The organism is Mesorhizobium waitakense, assembly GCF_056431085.1.
In genome coordinates, this window is record NZ_JBWKME010000189.1 from 15,528 (window position 1) to 39,342 (window position 23,815).

General features: G+C 59.5%; 17 protein-coding genes and 1 pseudogene. 11 read left to right on the forward strand and 7 right to left on the reverse strand.

All coding sequences use genetic code 11. The features are described from left to right. Positions 1-35 precede the first annotated feature (35 nt). The 4 genes from AC07FD_RS33945 to ehuB are packed head-to-tail and all read right to left on the reverse strand — an operon-like array spanning position 36 to position 3,096. Positions 36-800 carry an amino acid ABC transporter ATP-binding protein gene (locus AC07FD_RS33945; RefSeq protein ID WP_478353386.1) on the reverse strand — a complete coding sequence of 255 codons (765 nt, stop codon included), beginning with the start codon at positions 798-800 and terminating at the stop codon, positions 36-38. 47 nt (positions 801-847) lie between these two features. Next, entirely contained in the window at positions 848-1,522 is a 675-nt protein-coding gene (locus AC07FD_RS33950) for an amino acid ABC transporter permease (RefSeq protein WP_478353360.1), read from the reverse strand. Further along, positions 1,522-2,169 carry an amino acid ABC transporter permease gene (locus AC07FD_RS33955; protein WP_478353361.1) on the reverse strand — a complete coding sequence of 216 codons (648 nt, stop codon included), beginning with the start codon at positions 2,167-2,169 and terminating at the stop codon, positions 1,522-1,524. Before AC07FD_RS33955 ends, AC07FD_RS33950 begins: the two co-directional genes overlap by 1 nt. Positions 2,170-2,205: 36 nt before the next feature. Next, positions 2,206-3,096: an ectoine/hydroxyectoine ABC transporter substrate-binding protein EhuB gene (gene ehuB, locus AC07FD_RS33960; RefSeq protein ID WP_478353362.1), complete on the reverse strand. Its 891-nt coding sequence runs from the start codon at positions 3,094-3,096 to the stop codon at positions 2,206-2,208. A 168-nt stretch (positions 3,097-3,264) separates the two neighbouring features. On the opposite strand from ehuB, the gene AC07FD_RS33965 reads away from it, so the two are divergent. The 5 genes and pseudogenes from AC07FD_RS33965 to AC07FD_RS33985 form a co-directional block, all read left to right on the forward strand. Continuing rightward, entirely contained in the window at positions 3,265-4,008 is a 744-nt protein-coding gene (locus AC07FD_RS33965; protein ID WP_478353363.1) for a GntR family transcriptional regulator, read from the forward strand. Next, complete coding sequence (locus tag AC07FD_RS33970; RefSeq protein ID WP_478353364.1) at positions 3,948-5,198, forward strand: M24 family metallopeptidase; 1,251 nt, start codon at positions 3,948-3,950, stop codon at positions 5,196-5,198. Before AC07FD_RS33965 ends, AC07FD_RS33970 begins: the two co-directional genes overlap by 61 nt. 24 nt (positions 5,199-5,222) lie before the next feature. Then, positions 5,223-6,266, forward strand: coding sequence for a succinylglutamate desuccinylase/aspartoacylase family protein (locus AC07FD_RS33975; RefSeq protein ID WP_478353365.1), 1,044 nt, complete (start codon positions 5,223-5,225; stop codon positions 6,264-6,266). 193 nt (positions 6,267-6,459) lie between these two features. Further along, on the forward strand, positions 6,460-7,449 hold the full coding sequence (locus AC07FD_RS33980; protein ID WP_478353366.1) for a pyridoxal-phosphate dependent enzyme: 990 nt from the start codon (positions 6,460-6,462) through the stop codon (positions 7,447-7,449). A gap of 89 nt (positions 7,450-7,538) precedes the next feature. Then, positions 7,539-7,742: pseudogene (locus AC07FD_RS33985) on the forward strand (IS21-like element helper ATPase IstB); the annotation flags it as partial. A 113-nt stretch (positions 7,743-7,855) separates the two neighbouring features. Here the strand turns inward: AC07FD_RS33985 and AC07FD_RS33990 are convergent. From AC07FD_RS33990 to AC07FD_RS34000, 3 genes are all read right to left on the reverse strand, one after another. Next, entirely contained in the window at positions 7,856-8,509 is a 654-nt protein-coding gene (locus AC07FD_RS33990) for a DUF6088 family protein (RefSeq protein WP_478353367.1), read from the reverse strand. Positions 8,510-8,754: 245 nt separating this feature from the next. Beyond that, positions 8,755-12,225 carry an ATP-binding protein gene (locus AC07FD_RS33995; protein ID WP_478353368.1) on the reverse strand — a complete coding sequence of 1,157 codons (3,471 nt, stop codon included), beginning with the start codon at positions 12,223-12,225 and terminating at the stop codon, positions 8,755-8,757. After that, positions 12,222-13,481: a metallophosphoesterase family protein gene (locus AC07FD_RS34000; RefSeq protein WP_478353369.1), complete on the reverse strand. Its 1,260-nt coding sequence runs from the start codon at positions 13,479-13,481 to the stop codon at positions 12,222-12,224. Before AC07FD_RS34000 ends, AC07FD_RS33995 begins: the two co-directional genes overlap by 4 nt. Positions 13,482-13,770: 289 nt before the next feature. Here AC07FD_RS34000 and AC07FD_RS34005 point away from each other — a divergent pair, with 289 nt between their 5' ends. The 6 genes from AC07FD_RS34005 to AC07FD_RS34030 all read left to right on the forward strand — a co-directional run bounded on the left by AC07FD_RS34005 (position 13,771) and on the right by AC07FD_RS34030 (position 23,438). Beyond that, positions 13,771-16,380 carry an AAA family ATPase gene (locus AC07FD_RS34005; RefSeq protein ID WP_478353370.1) on the forward strand — a complete coding sequence of 870 codons (2,610 nt, stop codon included), beginning with the start codon at positions 13,771-13,773 and terminating at the stop codon, positions 16,378-16,380. A gap of 327 nt (positions 16,381-16,707) precedes the next feature. Beyond that, positions 16,708-18,048 carry a GTPase-associated system all-helical protein GASH gene (locus tag AC07FD_RS34010; RefSeq protein WP_478353371.1) on the forward strand — a complete coding sequence of 447 codons (1,341 nt, stop codon included), beginning with the start codon at positions 16,708-16,710 and terminating at the stop codon, positions 18,046-18,048. 3 nt (positions 18,049-18,051) lie between these two features. Further along, positions 18,052-19,020, forward strand: coding sequence for a TRAFAC clade GTPase domain-containing protein (locus AC07FD_RS34015; RefSeq protein ID WP_478353372.1), 969 nt, complete (start codon positions 18,052-18,054; stop codon positions 19,018-19,020). Next, entirely contained in the window at positions 19,017-19,847 is an 831-nt protein-coding gene (locus tag AC07FD_RS34020; RefSeq protein WP_478353373.1) for a TRAFAC clade GTPase domain-containing protein, read from the forward strand. The genes AC07FD_RS34015 and AC07FD_RS34020 overlap by 4 nt, the downstream gene beginning before the upstream one ends. 15 nt (positions 19,848-19,862) lie before the next feature. Continuing rightward, complete coding sequence (locus AC07FD_RS34025; protein ID WP_478353374.1) at positions 19,863-22,349, forward strand: GAP1-N1 domain-containing protein; 2,487 nt, start codon at positions 19,863-19,865, stop codon at positions 22,347-22,349. A 24-nt stretch (positions 22,350-22,373) separates the two neighbouring features. Next, positions 22,374-23,438: a caspase family protein gene (locus AC07FD_RS34030; protein WP_478353375.1), complete on the forward strand. Its 1,065-nt coding sequence runs from the start codon at positions 22,374-22,376 to the stop codon at positions 23,436-23,438. The last annotated feature ends 377 nt before the right edge of the window (positions 23,439-23,815 follow it).

Genomic DNA, 23,815 nt, shown 5'->3' on the forward strand with positions numbered 1-23,815 from the left:
TGTATCTGCTATCGCCCGATCAACTCACAGCGGCGCTAGTGAAGTAGTTGCCCGAGGAACCTCTGGGTTCGCTCATGCTCCGGGTGATCAAAGAATCGCGCAGGTGTTCCCTGCTCGATGATTTCGCCGCCGTCCATGAACACAACGCGGTCTGCGACTTCGCGCGCAAATCCCATCTCGTGCGTCACACATATCATCGTCATGCCCTCGGTCGCGAGCCTGGTCATCACCTCGAGCACCTCCTTGACCATCTCGGGGTCAAGCGCCGATGTCGGTTCATCGAACAGCATGATCTTCGGCTTCATGCAGAGCGCGCGCGCGATTGCCACACGCTGTTGCTGACCGCCCGACAGTTGGCTCGGATACTTCCGTGCCTGCTCGGGTATGCGCACTCGTTCGAGATTTTCCATCGCGATTTTTTCGGCTGTATCTCGCGACATTTTCCGCGCCCGCATCAAGGCCAAGGTACAGTTGTCGATCACGGTCAGGTGCGGAAAGAGGTTGAATTGCTGGAAAACCATACCGGCCTCACGGCGCACTTCTGCCAATCCTCTCATCCCAGGACGCAACTCGGTCCCGTTAACGACGATCCTACCCTGCTGGTGTTTTTCAAGCTGGTTGATGCAACGGATCAATGTCGATTTTCCTGAGCCTGACGGGCCACAGACGACAATTCGCTCGCCGACTGCCACCTCCAGGCCAACGTCCTTCAGCACTTGGAAGCTCCCGTACCACTTCGATACCTTCTCCATCAGCACTGCAGGGAGATGCCCGACCGCCAGCGCTTGGCTGTTACTCATGTTTCGTTCTGCCAGCTGGAACGCCATGCTTTTCCTCCAATCGCTTCCTAAGCGATCTTCAATTTAAATGTAGACCCTAGTCCCAGCCGTCGCTCCAATTGCCCGACAAAGACGACCGCGACGAGCGACAAAATGAGAAAAAGGACCCCGGCGACGAACATCGGTTCAGCGTAACGGTACGTTTCCGATGCTACGTCGAGCGCGCTCCCGAGCATTTCCGGAACGGCAATGACTGAGAGCAGTGGTGTGGTCTTCAGTATGGCAATGGAGTAGGCGCCCATGGGGGCTGCGATGTTGCGGAGCATCTGGGGTGCAACGACGAACATCACCGTATCCGCCCAACTAATTCCCAGGCTCAGGGCGGCTTCGCTCTGGCCCGAGGGGACAGCGTCGATACCGGCCTTGAAAACTTCGGACAGATAGCCCGAGAAATAGAAGCTCAGACCGAAAATCCCAACAAACATCGCCGGCAGCACGATGCCGTAATACGGGAGAACGAAAAAGAGAAAGTAGATCTGAACCAGGACCGGCGTAGACCGGATCGCGTCGATAATGAACTGTGCGATCGGCCGTATCAACCAATGAGAGCGCCGCAGCATTTCCCACGAGAACCCCAGCGCGGCAGCACCAATGAAGCTGAGAATCGCAACTAGAATTGTGTTGCCGATACCCTCCAGGACACGGGGGACGATTTCAATCGCGAAGTTGATGTCGAAGCCCATTAGCGCGCCCTCTTTTGCTGTTGTGATTTCTCGAGGTAGCGACCGAAAATAGTCACGGGGTAGCAAATAATTAGATATGCGAGCAAAAGTCCTGTATAAATGCCTGCTGGATCGTAACTTAGCTGAGCTATTTCTTTTGCCCGGTAGGTCATATCTGTTAGCGTGATGAGAGAAACCAGGGATGTTCCTTTGATCAACTGTATTGCATCGTTGATGAATGTCGGGATCATGGCGGAGATCGCCTGAGGAAGCTCAATCAGTCGAAGAACCTTGAAACGACTGAGCCCAAGTGCCAAGCCAGCTTCACACTGACCGCGATTGATCGCCTGCAACGCGGCGCGCACAGCCTGGCTGCTGTACGCGCCCGCGTTCAGCCCGAGCACCATTGAGCCGACGGCGGTCGCAGAAAGATAAACATCGAAGGCCGGAAGCGAGTAATAGAAAGCATAGAGAAGGACGATAGCCGGGGAGCTACGCCAGAACTCGATGACGGCAGTGATGCACCAACGGGTTGTACCCGTCGAAAAGTGCTGTAGAACGCCGGCGAGCAGGGCGAAAGGTATCGCATAAAGAAGGCCAAGAATGGTGACGCTCGCCGTAGCGCCAAATCCCTCATATATGCTCGAAAGAATTTCGACGAGACTCATTCGCCCTGCTTCCTTTTCCTGAGATAACTCCCCAAATTATTTGCAGGTGGGGAAAAGCACCTTGGGAGTGATCCCCGCGGGCGCCACCGCGTTTTCGGCAAATCCGGCCTTCACAAGGATCTCTGCCACCGCGTTCTTGGCCTTCAACTTTTCCAGGCTCTCGTTGTAGAGATCACGCAACTTCGAGTCTTCCGGCCTGAACGCGATGGCCGCGTAGTTTACGGCCTCCTTGCCATTTTCCAGCACCAATCCGGTAAAAGGCTTCGCGAGCTCGATTTTACCCTTCAGTTTCGGATCGTTGACGGTGTTTATCGCCGTCCCCATGGATTCCGTGTCCGCGTGGATGCGCCCAGCCAGCAGCGCCGACACGGACGACTGTGTATCTTGGAGCAATACCATGCGATCCTCTGGAATGCCGGCCTTCATGGCGTTTTCAGTGTTGGAACTGCCTCGACCGCCGCCCATGATCAGCTCCGGATTCTTGGCGACATCCGCGTAGCTGTGAATGTTGTGCGGATTGCCAGCAAGGACCATCACCCCGTCACCGATGGCAAGGTCGGGGTTGCTGAAAATGACCTGCTTGCAGCGCTCCTCGGTGATTGCCATACCCGAAGCCACCACATCGATCCTTTTGGACATCAGACTCGGGATCAAAGCGCCCCAATCCATGGCGACGAAATCGACCTCCTTGACACCAAGCGGCCCCAGCACGGCTCTGATCATGTCCGGGCCGACGCCGGCAACCTTGCCGTCTTTTCCGACATAACCCCACGGTGCTTGGTTGTGGATCCCGATGGTGATTTTGCCCTCGCTAAGGACGCGGTCAGCCAGTTGCTCGGCGCGCGCCGGCGAGAAAGCCGCACTAGCCATCGCAAGCACCGCACCACCAATCAAGACAGTCCGTCTAAAGAGTTTTGTATTCTGCATTTTCGTTCCCCTAACGGTTGACGACGGTTGACGACGAGCAGGTTCTATACTAGGTATACGAGCTATGTCAACTGAGTTCACCAGCGTGCTTCACTCATCATTGAAAACGGAAGAGAATCGAACTTCTTCTATGATCCCCTCTTGAATGGCCCAGAATGGAGTAGGCACGTGATTCAAACACATTTGCGGACTTCCGCGTCGCTGCATGAATCAGTGCGCGAGGAAATCTTAAACCGGATAAGGAATGGCACCTATCAGCCGGTAATTCCGATCCCTTCTACAGCGATGCTTAGTGAGGAGTTCGGCGTAAGTCCGATTACCGTCAAGCGAGCGCTGCGGGATTTGCAAGCGGTCGGTGCGCTGACAGCCGTTGCAGGCAAGGGCACGTTTGTGAAGGAGCAGCAGCGTTTCCTCCTGGAACTCGACGGGTGGATGTCTCCATTCGACAATGCCACCATTCGGCTATTGTCGATTACGCGGGAAAAAATAACAGACGCGACCTTGCAGGTGTTCACGCCCCCAAGCGAGGCGATGCTCTGCGTCCGCAAGATGGTCTACTTCGGCGACGAGGTCCCCATTGTCTACGACGCCACATACCTCTCCTCAGATGTCGACCATGAAATCGTCGACGAATTCGGCGAGCAGTTTGTGACCAACGCGCTGGAGCGACACGATTTCAAGATAGCGGGGACTTCTCACATCATCGATGCGGCACCTGCTGCCGGACAGGCTGCTGAAGTCTTTGGAGTTCCGAGCGGATATCCAATGCTCCGTCGCCTCTACAAGATAACGACGAACAAACCGGACGTCACTGTTTTTGGTGTTCTGCAGGCGCCATTCGATCGACTTGCATGCACACTGAATGTTCCACCCAATCCGAAATCCAAAAACCAGTTAAAGCCGAAAAAATGACCTCTCCGTATCTTCACATCCCCTCGACTTTTAAACACCCTGCTCCGGCGGTGACGGATGCCGAACTTAAACAGCGGCTCGCGAACATCCGTCGCGAGATGGCTGCCTCGGGACTCGATATCATTGTTCTTACTGACAAGAAGAATGTCGACTATTTTACGGACTACCAGGAACTGTCCTGGGATTCCAAACCGCGTCCTTTGTTCGCAATTATCTCCATGCAGGACTTCTTGGTGATCGGAAGCCTTGGCGAGGCGCCGACGATTGACATGAAACCTCGAATCTTCTCGACCCGCTATTACGATGGCTACCTCGCCGAAGCGGTTGAAGCGATCGCAGGCTGGATCAGCGAAAACACCAAGGGCTCTCGCCACATTGCCATCGACTATGGTCAGGATATGTTTGGCCGTGGTTCGTTGGCTCTGATCGATGTTCTCAACACGCTTTCGGTGAAGGGCAGGGTCGGGAGCGCGACCGAGGCGATCTGGAAGGTTCGACTGATCAAATCGCGATTTGAGGCCGAACTCAAACGCACTGCGTTCGAAATCGTGAATTCCGCCTTCGACCAGACAATTGCGCATGCTCGCATCGGTATGACGGAATACGAACTGTATTACCTCATGCAGGCGCAAATCTACCTCAACGGGGCAGAAAGTGCCGACCCGATCGCGATGTTATTCTCGAAGGGGGACTTCGCATACGGTCGAACAGCAAAAGACCGTAAGCTTGAGGAGGGTCACTATGTTTGGACTGACTTTCGCGCGACCTATGGAGGCTATCCGGCCGATCGAAACCGTATCGCGCGCGCCGGCGAACCTCGCGAATGGGAAACTAAGACCTACACTGATGTACGCTCTCTGACGATTGACCTTGCCCGGCAGATCCGCCCAGGAATCACGTGCTCGGCCGTCTATACCATCTTTGAGGAGATGTGGCGCGAAGCGAATCTGGGGAAGCTCTACAGCCACGTCTCGCGGATCGGTCACGGCGGCGGACTAGATGTTACCGAACCGCCGTCTCTCTCGCGGACCGATCCGACGATAATTCAACCAGGAATGATCTTCCATATCGAACCGAAGCTCGAGCGCGACGGCGCTGTTTTTCAGTTTGAAGAAGTCGTTTTCGTCACCGACGACGGCATCGAATTTCTGAGTGCATTGTCGCCGGAGACGCTGCCCGTCATCCGTTAAATCAAGAACGCTGAAGGTTTGAGAATGTCAAACTCCACACGCATTTGGTCACCCATCGACTATAACAGGGAAGGTAAGCAGGTTGACTGCCTACGGCTTCCCATCTCGACGGACAACTCCGCATATGGATGGATCCCCATCCCGGTGGTTTGCATCAAAAATGGTGAGGGGCCGACAGCGGTTCTGATCGGGGGCACTCATGGCGACGAATACGAAGGTCAGCTTGCCCATATGCGGCTCGCGAGGAAGCTCAGCGAATCCGATGTGAGCGGACGCGTCATTATCGTACCGTCTCTCAATTTCCCGGCCGTTGAGGCTGGCCGCCGCGTTTCGCCGATTGACGAAGGCAACCTCAATCGCCTCTATCCAGGACGCGCGCACGGAACGGCAACCGAGATGATTGCCCACTACGTGACAGAAGTGCTTCTTCCGATGGCCGATCTTGTCGTCGACCTACACTCGGGAGGGCGTTCGCTCGACTACCTTCCCTGCGCGCTTATCCGTCCCGGAAAGACGGCGCAGGAGCACGAAAAACTGCTGGAATTGCTCAAAATCTTCGGTGCTCCGATCGCATTTCTGACGGACGGCAGCGGGGGTGGCGGCAACACCACGTTACCGGCGGCCGCCGAGCGCACTGGTGTGCCTGTTATCACCGCGGAACTCGGCGGCGGCGCGACACTCAATCCCTCGGGACTGAACCTTGCGGAGCAAGGGGTGTTGAGGCTGCTCAAGCATGTCGGCATCCTGAACTCTTATGACGTCGAAGTGGCCGCTGCGGTCAGGCTGATGGATTGCTCAAGCACAGAACTGCTTGTCTACGCCGATTCTGACGGCCTGTTCGAGCCGCTTGTTGATCTTGGCGATGAGGTCAGCGAAGGGCAATTGGCGGGCCTGCTTCATTCGATCGACAAACCGTTTAACATGCCGGAGGAGGTCCGATTTACCTGTAGCGGCATGGTCGTCTGCAAGCGCTTCCCGACCTTGGCGAAGCGTGGCGATTGCCTTATCGAGCTGTTGCAGGATGTTGTGGCACCTTCGAGCACCCGAGAACTTTCCCGTGCCGCATAAGATCAACCCCAACATCAGCGGAATGCAATGCATCCGCTGTAAGATCGTTCATCGGCTAGAGGATTACTTCGAAGGATGCCCTGTTTGTCTCAGGGCTGGTAGGCCGTCCAGCATTGCGCCACACGTCACTGACTGGCCCACATCGCTTGAGCATGGTTCGATCAGCGATTGGTTAAGCTACGGACCCTCCGGTTTGGGCGAAGGCAACACGCAACTGTCGAATCTGCCTCGCCTTGCCGCAGCTCTAAACGTGGCCGAACTACATACGAAAAACGAGTTTGCCAATCCGACCGGTTCCCACAAGGACAGAATGGGGGCCATGATCGCCCAACGAGCCCTTGATGTTGGCTTCAAGACGATTGCGGTAGCATCAAGCGGCAATGCCGGTGTATCGATGGCAGCCTATGCAGCTCGCAGCGGACTCGAGTGCGTCGTGGTTACGACCCCAGATATCAGTCCGAACTGGCGCCGCGCGATCGAGATGCATGGAGCTCGCATCATTGCCACGCAAACTTCCGACGACCGATGGAAGCTAATTGCACACAAAGCCCTAAGTGGCGAGTGGTATCCCGCCACCAACTACACAATCCCCCCTGTAGGGAGCAATCCCTTTGGAGTCGACGGCTACCGCGCGATAGCGCTCGAGCTTTTCCTGCAATTTCGAGAGCAGCAGCCAACGGACATCCTCGTGCCCACCGCTCGCGGAGACCTCATCTGGGGCATAGCCAAGGGATACTGGGATCTCAGAGAGTCGGGACTTCTTCAATGGATCCCAAAAGTCCACGCCATAGAGCCGTTCCCACGCATTGCGCATGCAATTTCTGGAGGCGGCATGGTTGGCACATTCCCTGACGATACAAACATGGTATCGATCGGCGGCAACACCGTCACGCAGCAGACCTTGCAAGCCCTGGAACTGACGGGGGGATTGGCGGTCGCGGTCGACGACGACAACGTCGCTGCTGATCAGGCGATCCTTGGCCGAGAGGGGCTCTATCTCGAGCTCTCAAGCGTCGCGACACTCACGGGTTTGCGCAAACTTACGAGGGACGGTGAGATCGGGCATAATGCGCGTGTGATATTGATCGCCACGTCCCATGGTTACAAGGAGGAAGCGCGTTTTCAGAACCCGCTCGAAGCAAGTGAGCTGCCGGAGTTGAACGAAAGAATGGCAAGCTTCTGAACAGGCGGACTCTATGGTTAACCCATGAAACAGCCGCCGACTGCGCATGCTATGACAGCCTGAGTAGGGCAGATTTGAAGCGCTATGTAATGCGCAAAACCTATGACGACGTCATGCGAAACGAGCGCCAAGCGGCAGCACGAGCCGCCGCGCATCCCGGCGATCTCCCACAGTTTGAGATCGCCGAGAAGCGGGCACGGTCGATCCACTACCAGATCGGCTTTGCCAAACTGCCGCTCGCCAAGGACATCCTCGATTTCGAGTTCGCCAACACACCCGTCAATGAGATGCTGTACGGTCCTGCGCCGTGCATGACCGCCTCACGCATCTTGCAATCTTCACTGCCGGACGGACATAGGTCTCAACAGGCGTTGCGGTCGGATACCAAAGCAGGAGAGTCTGCTTGTCATCTTCGTCGGTTCGTAGTCCCGCTCGGCTGGAGCCGGCCTTGGGATACCTCAGCGGCGTCCTGCAGTAGGGGCTTCAACAGAACTTGCATCCAGGCGGGAAGGGTTGGCACGCCGTCGGCCAAGTCGGCACGGAGGCGGTCACCTTGGTCGGGATCGTTCAGCAGTCGGCGCAGGCGCCGTAACAGTTTCTGGTTCCCTTCATCTTGGCCTAGCATATCGCGCATCCAATGCAGGGCCTGGACGACGCGCATTGCCGGACGCCCAGCCCAGTAGAGTTTGCTAGCCGACGTGGGCCGGAAGGTGATGTCGAGGTTGCCGAGGCGAATCGGCCGCAACCGCGCGTCGGCGTGTACGACGATGCCGGCTGGTACAGCGTCAGTCAGGCCGAGGTCATTTGCTGCGGTCATGCCGTCAACGAGAACCCGGATCTGATCACGCCGCGCCACCGCGTCGATGACGCCACGGGGGTCGGGTGGGCTTTTTTGTTGAGTCAAGGTGTTGAACGTTGGTCGATCGTAAAGTCCGCGATCAATCCGCCGCAGTTCGGCGGCCTTGACCATCCGCTGCAGCACTTTGTCCACCGCATCGCGATTGCTGAGGTTAAGAAAATCCGCAGGCGTCCAGACTGTGCGTGGCGGACTTGTCGCCATGTGATCTTGGATGAGAGCCTTCAGGTCAGATCGAGTCTCACGCATGTCCGAAATATGTATACGTATTTCGGACGAATGCCAAGCCTCAGAATGTCCGAAAAATGTCCACATATTTCGGACCAACAACCTGGCCAACTTGCTACTAACAATCCAAGTAGCTGCTGAGCTCGACGTCCTCATCAAATGATTGGGTAGCGCAAGCCGCCGTCATCGACGTAGAGCGGTTACGACACAATCACCCATTACTATCCAAGTTCGTGAATCGCTACTCTCGGCACAACAGCCATGGCGATCTCACATAGGTGCTGGTGATGCGTAAGATAGATCAACTGACCGGCATTTGCCATTTCGCCAAACAACCTGAAGACCTCCTCGGAACGGACATGGTCGAAGGTTTCCATGATGTCGTCTGCGATGAAGGGCACGGAGGGCCTAAACTGCGCAAACTCGTAGTACCCCGCAAGCCTTAGGGCCAGATAGAGCTGAAAGCGCGCGCCCTTTGACAGCGCGTCGGCGACCTTGGATTGCCCATCGCCCTGCAACGCGATGAGCACTTCCCCACCCTTCACAGGTTGAGTTGTCAGGCCGGAATACTGGCCGCGCGTCATGAGCGCGAAAGCGTCGGATGCCCGCGCCATCATGCCGGAGCGATGACGTTCGCGGTAGGTACGCAGGGCATTTCCGGCGGACATGATACCCAGTTTCAGCTCGATGTAGCGGACGGCCTTTTCCTCGATCTCCAGAAGGACGGTGCGCCGTTCGGCATCTATTCGGGCAACAGCGCTGTCGCCGCCAATGGCGTCCAGCTTGTCGGTCGCGCGCGTCTGTCGAATGAGCTGCTGCTGGATCGCCTCGTCAGAAGCGCGAAGCCTTTGTTCGGCCTCAGCCTTCTCGATTGCAAAACTGTCGAGATCGACAGCATCCAATATCGAACGCGCCTGCTCGAACCCTTCCACCGCGAGCTCGGACGACACCTGCTCCTCAAGTTCGGCCACGGTTGTGCGCAGGCGATCCCTGTCACGCAGCAGTTCGTCGCGTTGCACGACTTCGGATAGCGTGGCCACGCCAAAGACGCTCAGGACCTCGTTTTTGCGGCGCTCATGTGCCGAAATCTCGGCATCGAGAATTTCACGCGCTTCCTGCAGGCGCTGTAGATCATTGACGAGATTTGCCTTCGCCTCGCGCGTGCGTTCAGCGCGCTCCAGGCGCTCGGCAAGCTGGATCGCTAGCTGTTCCGGTTCTTCGTTGTCCGCCACCTCGCCCGCTAGGGCTGCAACGGCGGTAACCTCGACCAAGAAACTGTCCCTGTCGGCCTCCATCTTCTCCATTCGGACCTGCATGGCGTCCCGGTCTTGAAGACTTTTTGACAGTTCAGCCAATTGATCGAGGACGCCGCCGACGCCGGGCGCCGAGATGCCGCTCTCGAGCCAGGTCCCCTTGAGCGCTTCGGCAACGCCGGCCAGCCATTCATCCTCGCGCCGCTCTGCCACGTCGACGGCTCGACGCCTGGCGGCCAAATCCTCTTGCCGTGCGCCAACTGTTTTGAGCGCCTCGGTGCGCTCAGCGTCCACCTTGAATTGTCTCTCAAGGAACAGCTCTGCCACGGCCATGACCGTCCCCAGGCTGCTGCCAGGATCTGAACCGACGCCGACGCTTGTTAGCGCCCCGCTCAGCTCAAGGCGTATTTGGTCTCTCTCATCAACCGCCCGCTCGGCTTTCTTGCGGGCAAGCTCGATCTCATCCCAGGCGGCGAGCGCTTCGATCCGGGCAGCAATGCGGTCCTCGATCAGTTCGATCAGCCGTTCGGGAGAAGTTTCCTGGCACTCTCCAAGCAGGTCACTTGCCGCTGCGCGAATTTCCGAGAGCACGGCCTCCTGGTCTGAGCCGTTGCGTGCAAGTTGGTCTTGCGCATGTGTGATGGTGGCTGCGGTTTCAGCGAGGCTGCGGCTTGCCGTGCGAATCTCAACGAGCTCCCGCGCGTTGGCCAGACGGCCTGCTCCAACACTGTCATCTCGAGCCAGTGCTGCCGCGAACTCGTCCGCCGTTTCGCCAGTAAGGTCATCGCGATGCCGCGCCCAGGCCTCGTCCCGGGCGCGCCGAGCGGCGGCGGCCGCTTCGTCGTCGTTCACATCGACCGAGGCACGAAGGGCATCCAGCTGTGCTGACAGCAAATCGTGATTGCCCTGGTGCTCGACAAGACGTTCGGAAAGGACGGCCCTGCTTTTTCTCAGCTCTGCTACCAGCGCCTTCCATGCGCCAAGCCGCGCAGCATTGGGAATGGCGACCCTGGCCAGTGCCTGAGCGTCGCCCGACCAGGGGTGCAAGCGCGCGATCGCGGCCTCCCATAGAATTGCACCGGCATCGGCGGCTTCGCGTGCCGCCTTGATCTCCTTCATGTACCCGCTGCCCTTTGCCGTAGACAAAGCCGAAACCAGCCTTGCCCTGGCAGGTTCGGGCACGGCCCGTTCTTCGCCGACCCGCTCGCGTGCCCCCTGAAGGGCATCAGCAGCTGCCGCAGCCTCGTCGCGCGCGACGCGCACGCTGGTAACGATCCCGGATCGCTGCTCGACCATGGTGCGAACGGCACCAATGGTTGCAGCAGGCAAAAGCAATATGGCAGGGTCTGGCTCGGAGGTCCTTCCAAGGGCGGCAAGGCAACTCGCCACGGCATTGTCGAGGATTTGCAGCTCCGTCCTGCGACTTGGTAAGTCCAGGCCGGCTGAGACGTGGCGCACCTTGCGGTCAGCTAGGCCGCGAACCCGTTCGGAAATCGCAAGAATCACCGCGTCCACATCGACCGATGCGACTTTCGTCGTCACCCGCTTAAGCTCGTCCACGCTCGCGGACAGCCGCGTTCTCAGACTGGCGTCGGCCTCGATCATGTCGGCGACACTGCCGGTCCAGGTCCGTGACGGTGAAGCGATCTCGGGCAACTCGGCCAGTTGGGCTTCCTTACGTCGGATATCAGCAAGGATCGGGATCGCGCGAAGATACTTTGCGATCGTATCGAGCCGAGCCGACAGCACCGACCGTTCGGCGATGGAGCGGTCGTATTTTTCCGTCGCGTCCAGACGCTCTGTCTCGAGAGTTTCGAACGTCGACGCCAAAGTGTCGATCGCCTCCTTCCCGGACTTCAGTTCCGCAAGTCGCTTTTTGAGCAGCGCAAGCTCGGTTCCATGTGCCTGCTTGCGATAGAGCCTGTCCGCTTCGGCCTCCAGCACGCTCAATGTATCGCTTGCGTGCCCGAGGCCGGCGCTGGCCGTGAACAGCAGCTTGCCCAGGTCGCCGCGCGACTCCAGGATCGATTTTCCACCTGCTTCCAACGTTTCGTCGTCCAACGAGAACATGGTCTCGTATGCGTCGCGAGACAGCCCGGCGAGATGCGCTGATATCGCCATCTCGCTGACCGGTTGGCCAGTCGCGTTCAGCAATGAGTTGGTGCGCTGCTTCGTGCGTGTGAACGTGTGCTCAGCGCCGCCGAGTTCGAGCACACCGCCGATGCGCATCGCGCCGTATTCGTGCAGGAAATTGTAGCGGCTGCGTTCCTCGATGCCGAACAGCAGATCGAGATAGCCGGAAAGCGCGGTCGACTTGCCGGCTTCGTTCAGGCCGAACACGATATGCAGGTCGGGACCGGATTCCGGTTTTGGCCCGAAGTCGATCATCCTGTCGGTGAACTTGCCATAACGAACGAGATCAAGTCGCCGGAGCCTCATTCTGACCCACCGGCCTTGAGGCGGGCGGTGACCAGGTCGGCGCCGTTGGCAAGCACCCTGTCGAGGAACAACTCCAGCTCAGCCTCGTCTTTGCCGGCGAAATCACGCCCGTCAGGCGGAAGATCCGCGATCATCTTCTGGACCAACGCCCTCGCCTCAGCGCGGAAAGCTTCCGAGCTGGCATCGGCGCGCATGGATTGAGCGAGTTCGAAAATCGGATCAGCGACGCCCTCGGATGCTTCGGCTGCGTATGGAGAAACGTTAAGTTCGAGCTTCTCCACCCAGGTGTCTCCCATCTGTTCCGCGACCTGCTCAGCTTCTGCGAGCAGTAGGTCGCGGTCACGGATCAGCGCCCAGGATATAGGTGACGCCCCGGTCAGGCCGAGACGGACCACAACATGACGGGACCTGACGAAGGCGCGCACATCTTCAAGCGCAGAGCGGATTCGCCCGACAACTTCGGACCATTCCACCGTTTCGGTCAGGTCGACGTTCACCCGCTCGAATTGCGCGATACTGGTCAGCCTTTCCTCGATCTCTATGGTGCGGTCGTCCCGTATCGTCACCAGGGTGACGGATTTCTCTCCGGCCTCGTTGATGTCCCTGCCCTGTGGAATTCCTGGCATCACCACGGTGCTCACCCCGGGGTGGACTTGGCGGATATGGATGTGCCCAAGGGCCCAGTAGTCGAAGCCATGGCTGTGCAGGTCAGCGACGCTGCAGGGAGCGTAGACGTCGTGGCCGGGCGATCCGGCCAGGCTCGTATGCATGATGCCGACATTGACCGCGCCTTCACGGCCAGCAGGGTACTTTGGCAGCAGACTTTCCGGTGCCTTGGGGCTGGCAAAGCTCAAGCCATTGAACATGACGTCGAGCCCGCCTGCTGTCTGCAGCACTGACTGGGGACGGCCGCCGAAAATCGTGACCGTGTCTGGGAACACGAGCTGTTTCGATATTCGCGACATGGCGTCATGATTGCCACGGATCTTGAAAACCCTGATGCCGGCTTGGTGAAATCGTGTCATCTGTGACGCCAGAAACCGCGCCGTTTTCATCGAGGTCTGATCGCCATCATAGAGATCGCCGGCAATGACCAGGGCATCGACACGTTCCGCAAGGCAGAGATCCACGATCGAGACAAATGCCTGACGGCTTGCGTCTCCGACAAGTTCGGCAAGGTCGGGGTTTCGCATCGCCAGCGAACGCAGTGGCGAGTCGAGATGAATATCGGCCGTGTGTACGAATCGAAATGCCATCGAGCGGTCTCCGCCCACGAACATACCGGTGATCGACCGAGGCTCGATAGAAGAATTTCACGACACGCTACATTGGCTTTCTATCGCGTTGGGGGCGTGATTGTTGAAACTCAGCCGAGCCCGGCAAGGGAGAAACGTGAGGCTTAGGTTCAGGGCGTCACAAAAACCACAGTCAGCATGTACTGGGCGTTCAAGTGTTGGATACAAGAAATAGTATCGCCTGATCCGGTTGGAGATTGACTTTGTACCCGATTACTTATCGGAATGATGGCTGATCGGGGGAGACAAATTGACAGTTCAGGACGTGCAGGCGGCCCCGCCCTCTCAGGTGACGGTTTGGGATGAGCTGGAGATTTGGGCGAAGGATTTCTCGCCCTGGCAAAAGCTGACGCTTGCTTGGGCGGTGCGCTATGGCGTTCTTACCGCTGAGCAGATCGGGCAGGTCTATAGTGTCTTCCTGCATGGATTCGGACTGGCGGACGAACCAAGTCCAAAGCTCGAGATTCCAGCAACAATAACCGGCAAAGCGAGCGGGCTCGCCTCCCAAAAACCCCGGCTCTTGCGAATTCATGACGTCAGCGGCGTAAATGCGCTGACCCCATCTGCCGAGCTGGTTTTTTCGCCCCAACTGACGCTCATCTATGGTGGAAATGGTGCTGGAAAAAGCGGCTTTGCGCGCATCCTGACGAATGTGTGTTTCAGCAGAACTCGGCACGCGATCATTCCCGACATTTATGACGATACCGCTCCAAGAAAAGCCTCGGCTACCATTGTCTTGGTCGATCATGCTGGGAACGAAATCCCACTCGTCTTCGATGGAACGACGGAGCATGCCGAGCTGAAGAGGTCTTTTGCAGTTTTCGACAGCTCGGTGGCGGGAAAGCATTTGACAGACTCGGGACCTCTTGGCTTCAAGCCGGCAGGTTTTGACGTATTTCCCGAGATGGCGAGGGTGTATGGTCTATTGGCTCAGAAGCTGGCCGCCGCCATCGATGCGCGAGCAAAGCAAAATCGCTTCGTAAACGCTTTCATCGGAAACGTAACGGCCGCTTCGGGGGCTGTTGCTGCACTGGGGCCAAAAACCGACCTGGCGGCTCTACGGAAGCTAGCCGAGTACGGCAAGGACGAAGATGCCCGAGTTGAGGAAATCCAGCGTTTGACGCTGGAATTGCAGTCCACCTCGCCGGAGGAAAGCATCCGACGGCTCATGGAAGCCCGTACGCCAGTCGAGGTTCTGCGTGACACCTTAAAGCAGCTACGCGCGGGTCTATCGCAGACGGAGCGCGACGGGGCGAAAAGCCTACTTGCGGAATTCAACGACACTGCCAAGAAAGTAGCGGCAACCGGCACTGCATCGTTCAAGTCGGAAAAGTTGAAAGGTGCCGGTGGGCCGGAATGGGAGAAACTCATTGCAGCCGCTTATAAGTCGGCTGCCATTGAACACGATCATTATCCAAACGACGGCGACAGTTGTGTCCTTTGCCAGCAGCCGTTAAGCGATCAGGCCGTTGAACTTTTCGGGCGATATTGGGATTTTCTCACCAGTACTGACCGGACCGCGCTGGCGGCATTGGACAATCAGATCAAAGCTAAGATCAAAGGTTTCGAGAGCCTAGCTCTCGATATTTTCGGCGGAGACACGGTTGCGCGAACATATCTCAAGGCCGCGCATCCCTCGCTCAATGATCAGATTCTTCAGCTCGTTGCTAGCCTCAAGCTAGACCGGGATGCGGTCGTTGTAGCCTTGCAAAAAGCAGGAGAGACCTTTCCAGGCGACGGCACCATGGATTTGACGCCAGCTTTTGAGGCTGTGATTACAAAAATTGACGCGGATATAGCAGATTTGAAGCTGCTCAGTGTGGCGGATGCCATCGCCAAGCTCGATGCAGAGAGGGTGGAGCTTCGTCACCGCGAAGTGCTAAGCAAGAATCTCAACGACATCGAAAAATACGTAGCGGATCTCAAATGGTGTGAGGTCGCTGACTCTAAGGCCAAGCCGGCCTTGAGCCCCCGCCGCCTCACCGAGAAAGAGGGGGAACTGTTTTCAAGGGTCATCGCGGAAACCTACCGATCACGGCTCGGACATGAATGCTCCGGACTCGAATGTGCCATCCCGGTTTATTTTCGCACCAAAGGCCAAAAGGGGCAGACGATCCGCTCGCTTGCCATCAAAGAATTCGCTTTGGATCAAATCCTGAGTGAGGGGGAGCAAAGGGCCGTTGCCTTGGCGGACTTTCTGACCGAGGCCGCTCTCAATGAGCTCAATGCCGGGCTAATTTTTGATGATCCGGTAAATTCCCAGGACCATCAGCGCAAGGAACGTATCGCTGGCCGGCTGGTTGAGGAGGCAAAGAGCCGGCAGGTCATTATATTCACACACGATCTCTTGTTCTTCACCAAGATCTGTGGCGCAGCGGAGAAAGCCCAGATTGAACCAATGATGCACTGGCTTCAAAGAGGCGCCAACGATAAACCTGGATTCGTCAGCCTCAACGACGCCCCTATTTCCACGCCCCAGTACCTCAAAACTAAGCTGGCGGAAGAAACTTTGGCCCAAGCGCAACAGTTACTCGGCTCGGCCCGGGTAGATTTAGTACGCAAGGGCGCCGGGCAGCTACGACGCACAATCGAGGAGGTGGTGCCGCACCTGTTGCTCAAGCAAGTTGTGAAACGTTGGGACGACCGCATCATGGTGACAGCACTTCGTCGTGTCATGTGGGATCAGATCCTGATTGAAGAAATCATCGATGTATTCGAGATGTGTTCGGCCATCATGGAAGCCCATAGCCATACGGAGGCAGGCACTGAAGCTCCCCCGACCATCGAAAAGCTGGGGCAGCTTGTCGAGCGTGCCAAGGCAATCATCACCAGGGCAAAACCGGATAAGCCTAAGAACTAGAAATTTCGATGCCACGCGCTCAGCAATCAAGGTCGCCTTCGCGAAGCCCTCATACGCTCTTCACGACGTGAATGGCAGCTTTGCGCCGCAACTGTGCCGTAGAAGCCACGGCACTGCGCTCCCGGAAGCCGCCATTCCCATATTGTAATCGTCCGTGTTCATCTGATCGGCTTTGGCGCTGCAACGAAAACGGAAGTAGTGAATTTGCGACCGTAAGCTTTCTCGGAAGATTACACTCGAAACACTAACAAACCACATTATCGGGTTGGCTTCCGCCATCCGCCTTTGCTACAGAATAAAACAAGCACCGTGACAGGGAATCCCCAAGTGGCCGATACCGTACTCCTACGCTTTCTGAACAACGGGCTCATCAATGTTGGAGGCGAAGATACCAAGCTTGAGAAACTCTCACAGGCTGCCAAGGACTTAGCCATCGCTCTGAATAAGGCGCCATCGAAAGCGCTGAGCTTCTCTCTAATCGCATTCGATCCCGAGGCTCCGGAGAGCGATCCAGTTGTCGTTGAGGCGCTCGCCGCGCTTCAAGCACGCTGGACCACCTACCGCAACACCTTCTCCTCCACGCCCATCGCCGTCATCCGCGCGATGCTGCTTGACGCCCTTATTACAGCGGCTGGCGAGGATGATCGCGTTGGGGTCTGTTTCGTCGCTTCCGCCCGCAACGCCCTGCCTCTGCTGCGGGTCGACAACGAGCGCGAGATCTGGGCGGACGTCGTCGCGCGCATCGAGACGCAGGTCGATTTCCGCGCCGAGGCCGAGTGGACTACTCCGGCATCCATAATGGTTGCACCGATGTCCTTCGATCTACCGAAGATCGAGGTGCCGAGCGTGGCCGCGGCGACAACGGAGCGAACCAAGCTCCAGAAGGAAATGTCGGCGGCCATAGGTCCACAGTATCACGATCCTCAGAAGGGAAATGTCGCAACCGGCGGAAATCCGCATTGGCCCCAAAACTCCCCAACGCAATGGGTCTATGATTTCGGACGACTGTCGGCGGCTGCGGTCGCCGACGCAGTGGATACTGCGATCGCCGAGATCGAGATCACGCAACCCGACTTGGCCGGTCCCTTTAATCAGTTGGCGAAAAGCGTCTCGACCTACGTCGACGACACCCTCAAGGCGATGAGTGTGGCAACCGCAGGTCTGCAACGCCGCACCAGCCTGCTATGGTGGAAGGAGGCCTTGTTCTCCCCTACTGCGCGGAAGAGCTATCGCGAGCTTCCCGTCACCGTCGCAGCTGCCCACATGGCGCTCGATCTCTTCAACGAAGTTCCATTGTTCTCCCCCGCCAGCGTCGTCGCCTTCCTGGGTGAGGCGGTGCTTGGACTATCTGGGACCGAGGGCGGCAAGGACCGGGCGATCCGTGAACTCGTCGCTGAGGCGCAGAACGAGGTTAGCCTCGCACCACTAAGATCGGCGGCGGCTGAGCTGGTCGGCGCTCCCGACGGACGTGGCCCACTGCTCGCCTTGATCGGTCATCCCGATCACGCGAGGGCACGCTCTGAGGAAGCTTTCCAGACACTGACCGGCGTTCCGGCGGACGCTCGCCTCGATGCCGTCGCATGGGCTGGCTGGATTTTCCGCGAACTGCAAGCGTCGAAGGCCGCCTCGGACGCCTCGCCGCCGAAGCGTCGAGCCAAGAAGGGTTGACGCATGGACAAGTGCACACGGGAGACTTGCTTCGTCCCGGATACGGGCTGCGACCTCGGCCACACGGATCTCTCCAAGTGTCCCGTCTGGCACGGAATAGCTCGAACTGACGCACCTGCGGACGATCTATCTGACGAGGTCCTGCTTCCTTGGTCCGGAAGCGCCCTCGGACTCGCCGACCTAGGTTTCGTCTCGGGCCGCGCGCGTCCGGTTGTCATTGGGGTTGTCGGCGCGCAGAACGCCGGCAAGACGACGCTGCTCGGCGCATGGTACCTGCTCCTTGGGCGAGGCCTCGCCGATCTCGGCGGCCGCCGGTTCGCAGGCTCGTACTCCCTGTCCGGCTGGGAGGCGGTCGCCGGCGCGATGCGCTGGGCTCCGGGACACCCGCCTCGCTTCCCGCCACACACCACGAGCCGTGGCGGCCGCGCGCCTGGAATGCTGCACCTCGCGCTCCGCGACGAGAACCGTGGCCACCCCGTCGACTATCTGTTCACGGACGCGCCGGGCGAATGGTTCCAGAAATGGGCTGTCAACACTAACTCCCCAGAGGGGGTCGGGGCGCGTTGGGTATCCGACCATGCCGACGCGTTCCTCGTGGTGGCGGATCGCGAAGCCTTATCGGGCGAAGCCATGGGATCGGCAAGAGGTTCACTCCAGCTTCTCGCGCGACGCCTCGGTTCCGAACTCCGGGGACGTCCTGTGGCCCTTGTCTGGACGAAGGCCGACGTCGAGATTGCGCAGGCGATGGAAATCGCCGTACGCAAGGCCGTCTTTGACGTCATGCCCGACGCCGCCGAGTTCTCGGTCAGCGTGGTTGACGAGAGGGTTGGCGATCCGGCCCTCAACAAGGGAACCGGCCTCGTGGATCTGCTTCGGTGGGCCGTGGATGTGCGGCGCTCGACCGTGGAGTTGCCGCCGCCGCCGGCCACCTCTGAAGACCCCCTCTTTGTCTACGGCGCGAGGCCGAAATGACCGCTCTAAGCTCACCCATCCTTCTCGTCGGAGAGAGCGGCGTGGGAAAGACCCACTATGGAGCCCAGCTCCTCCGACGCCTAATGAAGGGCGATGACCTCCTGCGCATGGACGGCGCCGCCACCAACATCGAACCGTTCGAGGCGGCGCTCGACAGCCTGAATGAGGGGCGCGCGGCTGGGCACACCGCCACTGCGACCTACGTTGACAGTGTGTGGCCGGTCGCCGACGCCCAAGGCCGTCGAGCCGACCTCGTTTGGCCAGACTACGGCGGCGAGCAGATCAAGACCATTATTGAGTCGCGCCGCGTGCCCGCCGCATGGCAGAAGCGCATCGACAACGCAGGCGCATGGCTCTTGCTGATCCGTCTCCAGCAGACACGGATCGGGGACGACATCTTCTCCAAGCCGCTGCGCGACCTTCGCGGAATCTTCGTCGAGAACCAGGAGGTGCATCCGTCCGATCAGGCCAGGCTAGTCGAACTCATCCAGATGTTGCTTTTCGCCGGCGGCCTCAGCGGCCTGACCGACCGGATGCCCCGCCTCGGCGTCTTGCTCACCTGTTGGGACGAGGCTGCATTCGATGGCACGCCCGAGGAAGCTCTCAACGCTAGGCTTCCGCTCTTTTCGTCCTTCGTCCGCTCAGTATGGCAGAGCCCCCTCATTATGGGCTTGTCAGCGCTGGAGAGGCCTCTCAGCCCGACGTCGCGCGACATGGACTACGTGGCCCAAGGTCCGGAGCAGTTCGGTTATGTGATCGCGTCCGACGGCACGCAATCCAACGACCTGACTGCGCCGATCCACGCCATGCTCGGCACGTTCGCCTAGAAGGACGTCATCGGTGTGATTGTCCAACAAGCAATATACGGCGTCGTCCGCAACGGACACGGCCTACGGACCGCAAGCGGAGATCGGAGGCAGGCGGCCGAGCTCGCCAACCGGCTCGATCTTCCCGACACCGCGCCACCCGGCGCGGAATGGTCGCCCTACGTCTCTGGCTTCCCCCACCAGAACCTCTACATCCTCGCGAAGACCTTCCACGATACCTCGGCTAGCCGGGCCGGGATGGTGCTCACCCACGCACTCATCGCACCACTGGACAAGATCGTCGCGACGAACGATCTGCGCCCCCTCTTGGAACGCTTGATTGCCTCGCCCGATCTCACTCCCGCCGAAGCGGTGCCGCTCGAGATAGAGACAGGGGGCGACGTGCCGCCTGCCAGCCGGGACCTCGCCGACACCGCGGCCGCGCTGGTCATCCGCGCGGCGGGGCCGGTCGTGCGTATTGGAGCCTCCGGATTCGAGGAGCTAGCTACAGCCCTCTGGGGACGGATGTGGCCCGCGCTGCGGCGTAGCTTCTCCTTCCGGCTCAGCTTCGGTCCCGGCGACGTCGTCGAGAGCCCGGGCCCGACGATCGTCTGCACCCCCATCTCGCTAATCGGCCGCTGGCAACAGCACCGCATCGTCGGCCGAACGGGCGATGCGAAGCCGCTCGCCGCTGCGGTGATTGACGGCTCGGAGTCCGGGGCAGGAATCCGGGCCTTCGCGAACAGTATCGGAGCCGAACTCGCCACGTTCGACGAACTGCCCCTACTTGAACAGGCTCACCGGATGGCGTCAGCCGACGACGCCGGTATCTCGCGGGCACTCGCCGCCGTCAGGCTCGTCGAGCGCCTCTCGCCTGACTCAAGCCGCGGGGAAGCAGACAAGCGCGCGCTAGTCGACCGGGTAGTCGAAGCGCTCCCACAGGCCAAGCCATCCGACATCCTCCCGCTTCGCAACCTGAAGCTGACCGGCTTCTCCACGGCCCGAAGGCTCTGGAAGGCTGTTGATGCATGGTCCGAGAAATACGCGTACCCGTCCGACGAGGACGCCGACGTGCTGCTCGTCCTTCGCGACGCGCTTCTCGACAGTGACGCTTGCGCCGAGTGGCGCCATGCCGTCGCTGACGGGCTGAGCCGGTCCTCCCGCAATACCTCCGGCGTGTTCGCGACCGGTTTCTGGCGGTGGGCGACGGCGGACCATACTATCTCGACTCGGCTCCTCGCGCTCGCGGAACCCGACGGCGCCGTCGAGGCGCTGTTGGTCGAAGCGGCACCAGCGCAGCTCGACCGGAAGGCAGCCGACCCAATCATCCGCTACGCGTCGAAGCACGATCTCCTCTCGCTCCACGCGGTCGCGGCAAGTGCGGGTCTGCCGCCGCTCGAAGCCGCCCGCCTACAGTGCAAGATTCAACCTGGCACAGACCTGACAACCATGCGGCTCGCTCTGCGCCGAGCAACCCAAAACGAGATTCTCGACTGCGCGGCGGAGATCGGGGACCCGCGGATAGTGCGCATTGCGGGGGAGCAGGTCGCTGCGACACCTCCGCTGCTGACAGACCGAGATCTCGCTGTCGCCGCCAACCGCTCGATTTGGGCGATTGCTGTCGAAATCAATCCCACAGCATGGCGCGGACCGACGGACCCGCGTGGTGCCTTTGACCGTATCCTCCTCGACCTGATTGGCGGTCGCCCCGTGCCACCCGGCATCCCGGAGCGACTGTCAGAGACGCCGCTCGCCGACCTGTCCTCTTTCGCCCGAAGGCCGGAGCTTTGGCGGCACGTCGAGGGATCGCTCCGCAACCTTCTACTTGCAGCCACCGCCGACGCATGGTTCGAGCATGCCGGCGAAGACGGTCACGATCCCGACGTCGAACGGGAACTGGAGCAGCGTATTCTGAGCGATCCGAAGCTAGATCGGCTGCTCGCGCGCCTCGCTGACGGTCCGCTCTTGGCCGGGCTCCGCGTGGTAGCCGCGCTCCCCGGCCTCGACGACGCGCGCTTCCGCCATTGGATTGGCGCCACCGTGCGGAAGCACAATCCGTTGGCTCAGCAGAGTGCGGAACTGCTCGGCCACCGCGTCGTCGCGCGGAGGCGTCGCGAGATTGTCGACGACCTCATCTCCCTCCAGCGATCAGGCCGCAAGGACCTCAATCCGGCTCTGCGCGTTTGCCTCGACCTCATCGGCATTTGGGACCGATGGCTATTGAACCTCTCGCCCATCAACGACGCTGACAAGTGGGAATCGTTCGCTCAGCTCGCCGCCGATCTCTACCCGACCGGTCCCGACCATCACAGCCTCTGGGAACGCTCCGGAGGGCGCGACTCCGATCTGACTCACAGCGGCACCGGCATGTGGCGGTGGCACGACGCGATCCGCGCCATGCAGCGGGGAAAGCCACCTAACGTCGCCCGGCTGATCGGGGAGATGCGGCGTGACTACGAGGGTCATCCGGGACTACGTCTCCTCGCCGACGACCCACTCTTCCGAAACCGCAGTCACAGCTAGAACTATTTCATCGGAGTGCACAACATGAAGTTCGAACAGGGACGCGCGCTGATCATAGGTGTGGCGAATTACGAGGAAGTGCCCCCTCTTCCGCAGGCGGTACTGAACGACGCCGGAGACATTGCCGACGTCCTGCGGTCGCCTGATCTCTGCGGCTACCCCAACGGCAACGTTACCGTTCTCCTCGACGAGGAGGCTACGCTCAATGGCATTCGCAAAGCCCTTGCCGACCTCGCCGCCACTGCGAAGCGGGACGATACCGTCGCCGTGTTCTTCTCCGGGCACGGCGCCCGCTTCGGCACGGGCGACGCGGCGACGAGCGCGCTCATCCCATACGACTGCAGGACGTCAGACGCGCTCGCCACGACGCTCGGCGAAACCGAACTTTCGACCGCTCTCGCCGCGATCAAGGCCTCCCGCCTGCTGGTCGTGATGGATGCATGTCATGCCGGAGGCGCGGTCACGCTGAAGGCTGGTCCCGACGGGGACCTAGTCGAGGGCTTCGACGAGAAGTCGCTCCAGCGTCTATCGCAGGGGACAGGGCGCGTTGTGCTCGCATCCTCTCGCGCCAGCGAGACCTCCCTCGTCCTTCGCGGACAACGGAACAGCGTCTTCACAACCGCCTTGCTTGACGGTCTCCGGGGCAGCGCGCCGGCTGATACCGACGGCGCGATCAGGGTCTTTGGTCTTTTCAACCATCTTTCGGAGAAGGTCCGCCAAGCCGTGCCAGGCAGGCAGCATCCAATCTTCAAGGCGTCCGATCTTGAGGACGACTTCCCGGTCGCCCTTGCGCTGGGTGGCCGTAAGTCTCCGGGTGGTGGTGCGCCCACCCGCGAGGACGCGCGGGATATCGAGCAGATTATGGCCGATCTCTATCCAGCCGGGCCGACGGACCAGGACATCTGGCTCCGGGCCGGTGGCGAGCTCTCGCGATTAAAACTCGGTGGCACGGGACGCGCTGCTTGGTTCGCCGCTCTTCGCACCCTTTCCCAGGGCGGCGGTGGGCCGGGGATCTCCCATCATAGCCTCCTACAGGCTGCATTAGAGGAATTTCCGAACCATCAGGAGCTTCTAAGTCTTACCAGCTAGCTACCGAGATTCGAGAGCTTTTGTCCCTCAGGACTCGCCGAGCAAAGGGAGTCATCCGAATCGGCCGCATCGCCGACCAGCCGCTTTCATTGTGTTGCAGTGTTGCAAGGCGCTTTCTGCGAGAGCGGACGCTCTTGTACTCACTACCGAATGGCGCGGATTGGTCGCGATCGGTCGATGGATTTCTAGCTGTAGGAACGGCAGGTATCCTACCGAAGCCGCTCGGAACCTGCCAGTCAGCAATCGGCCCAAACGAGACGCTCTTGTGTGCCGCTGAGTGGCGGCAATTGGCGCACGCAGAACCCGGTCAATTGCCGATGCGTCCTCTCTGGCAGCCTTCGACATATGCGAAAGGCTGCCGGCGCCGAGTGCGAGCA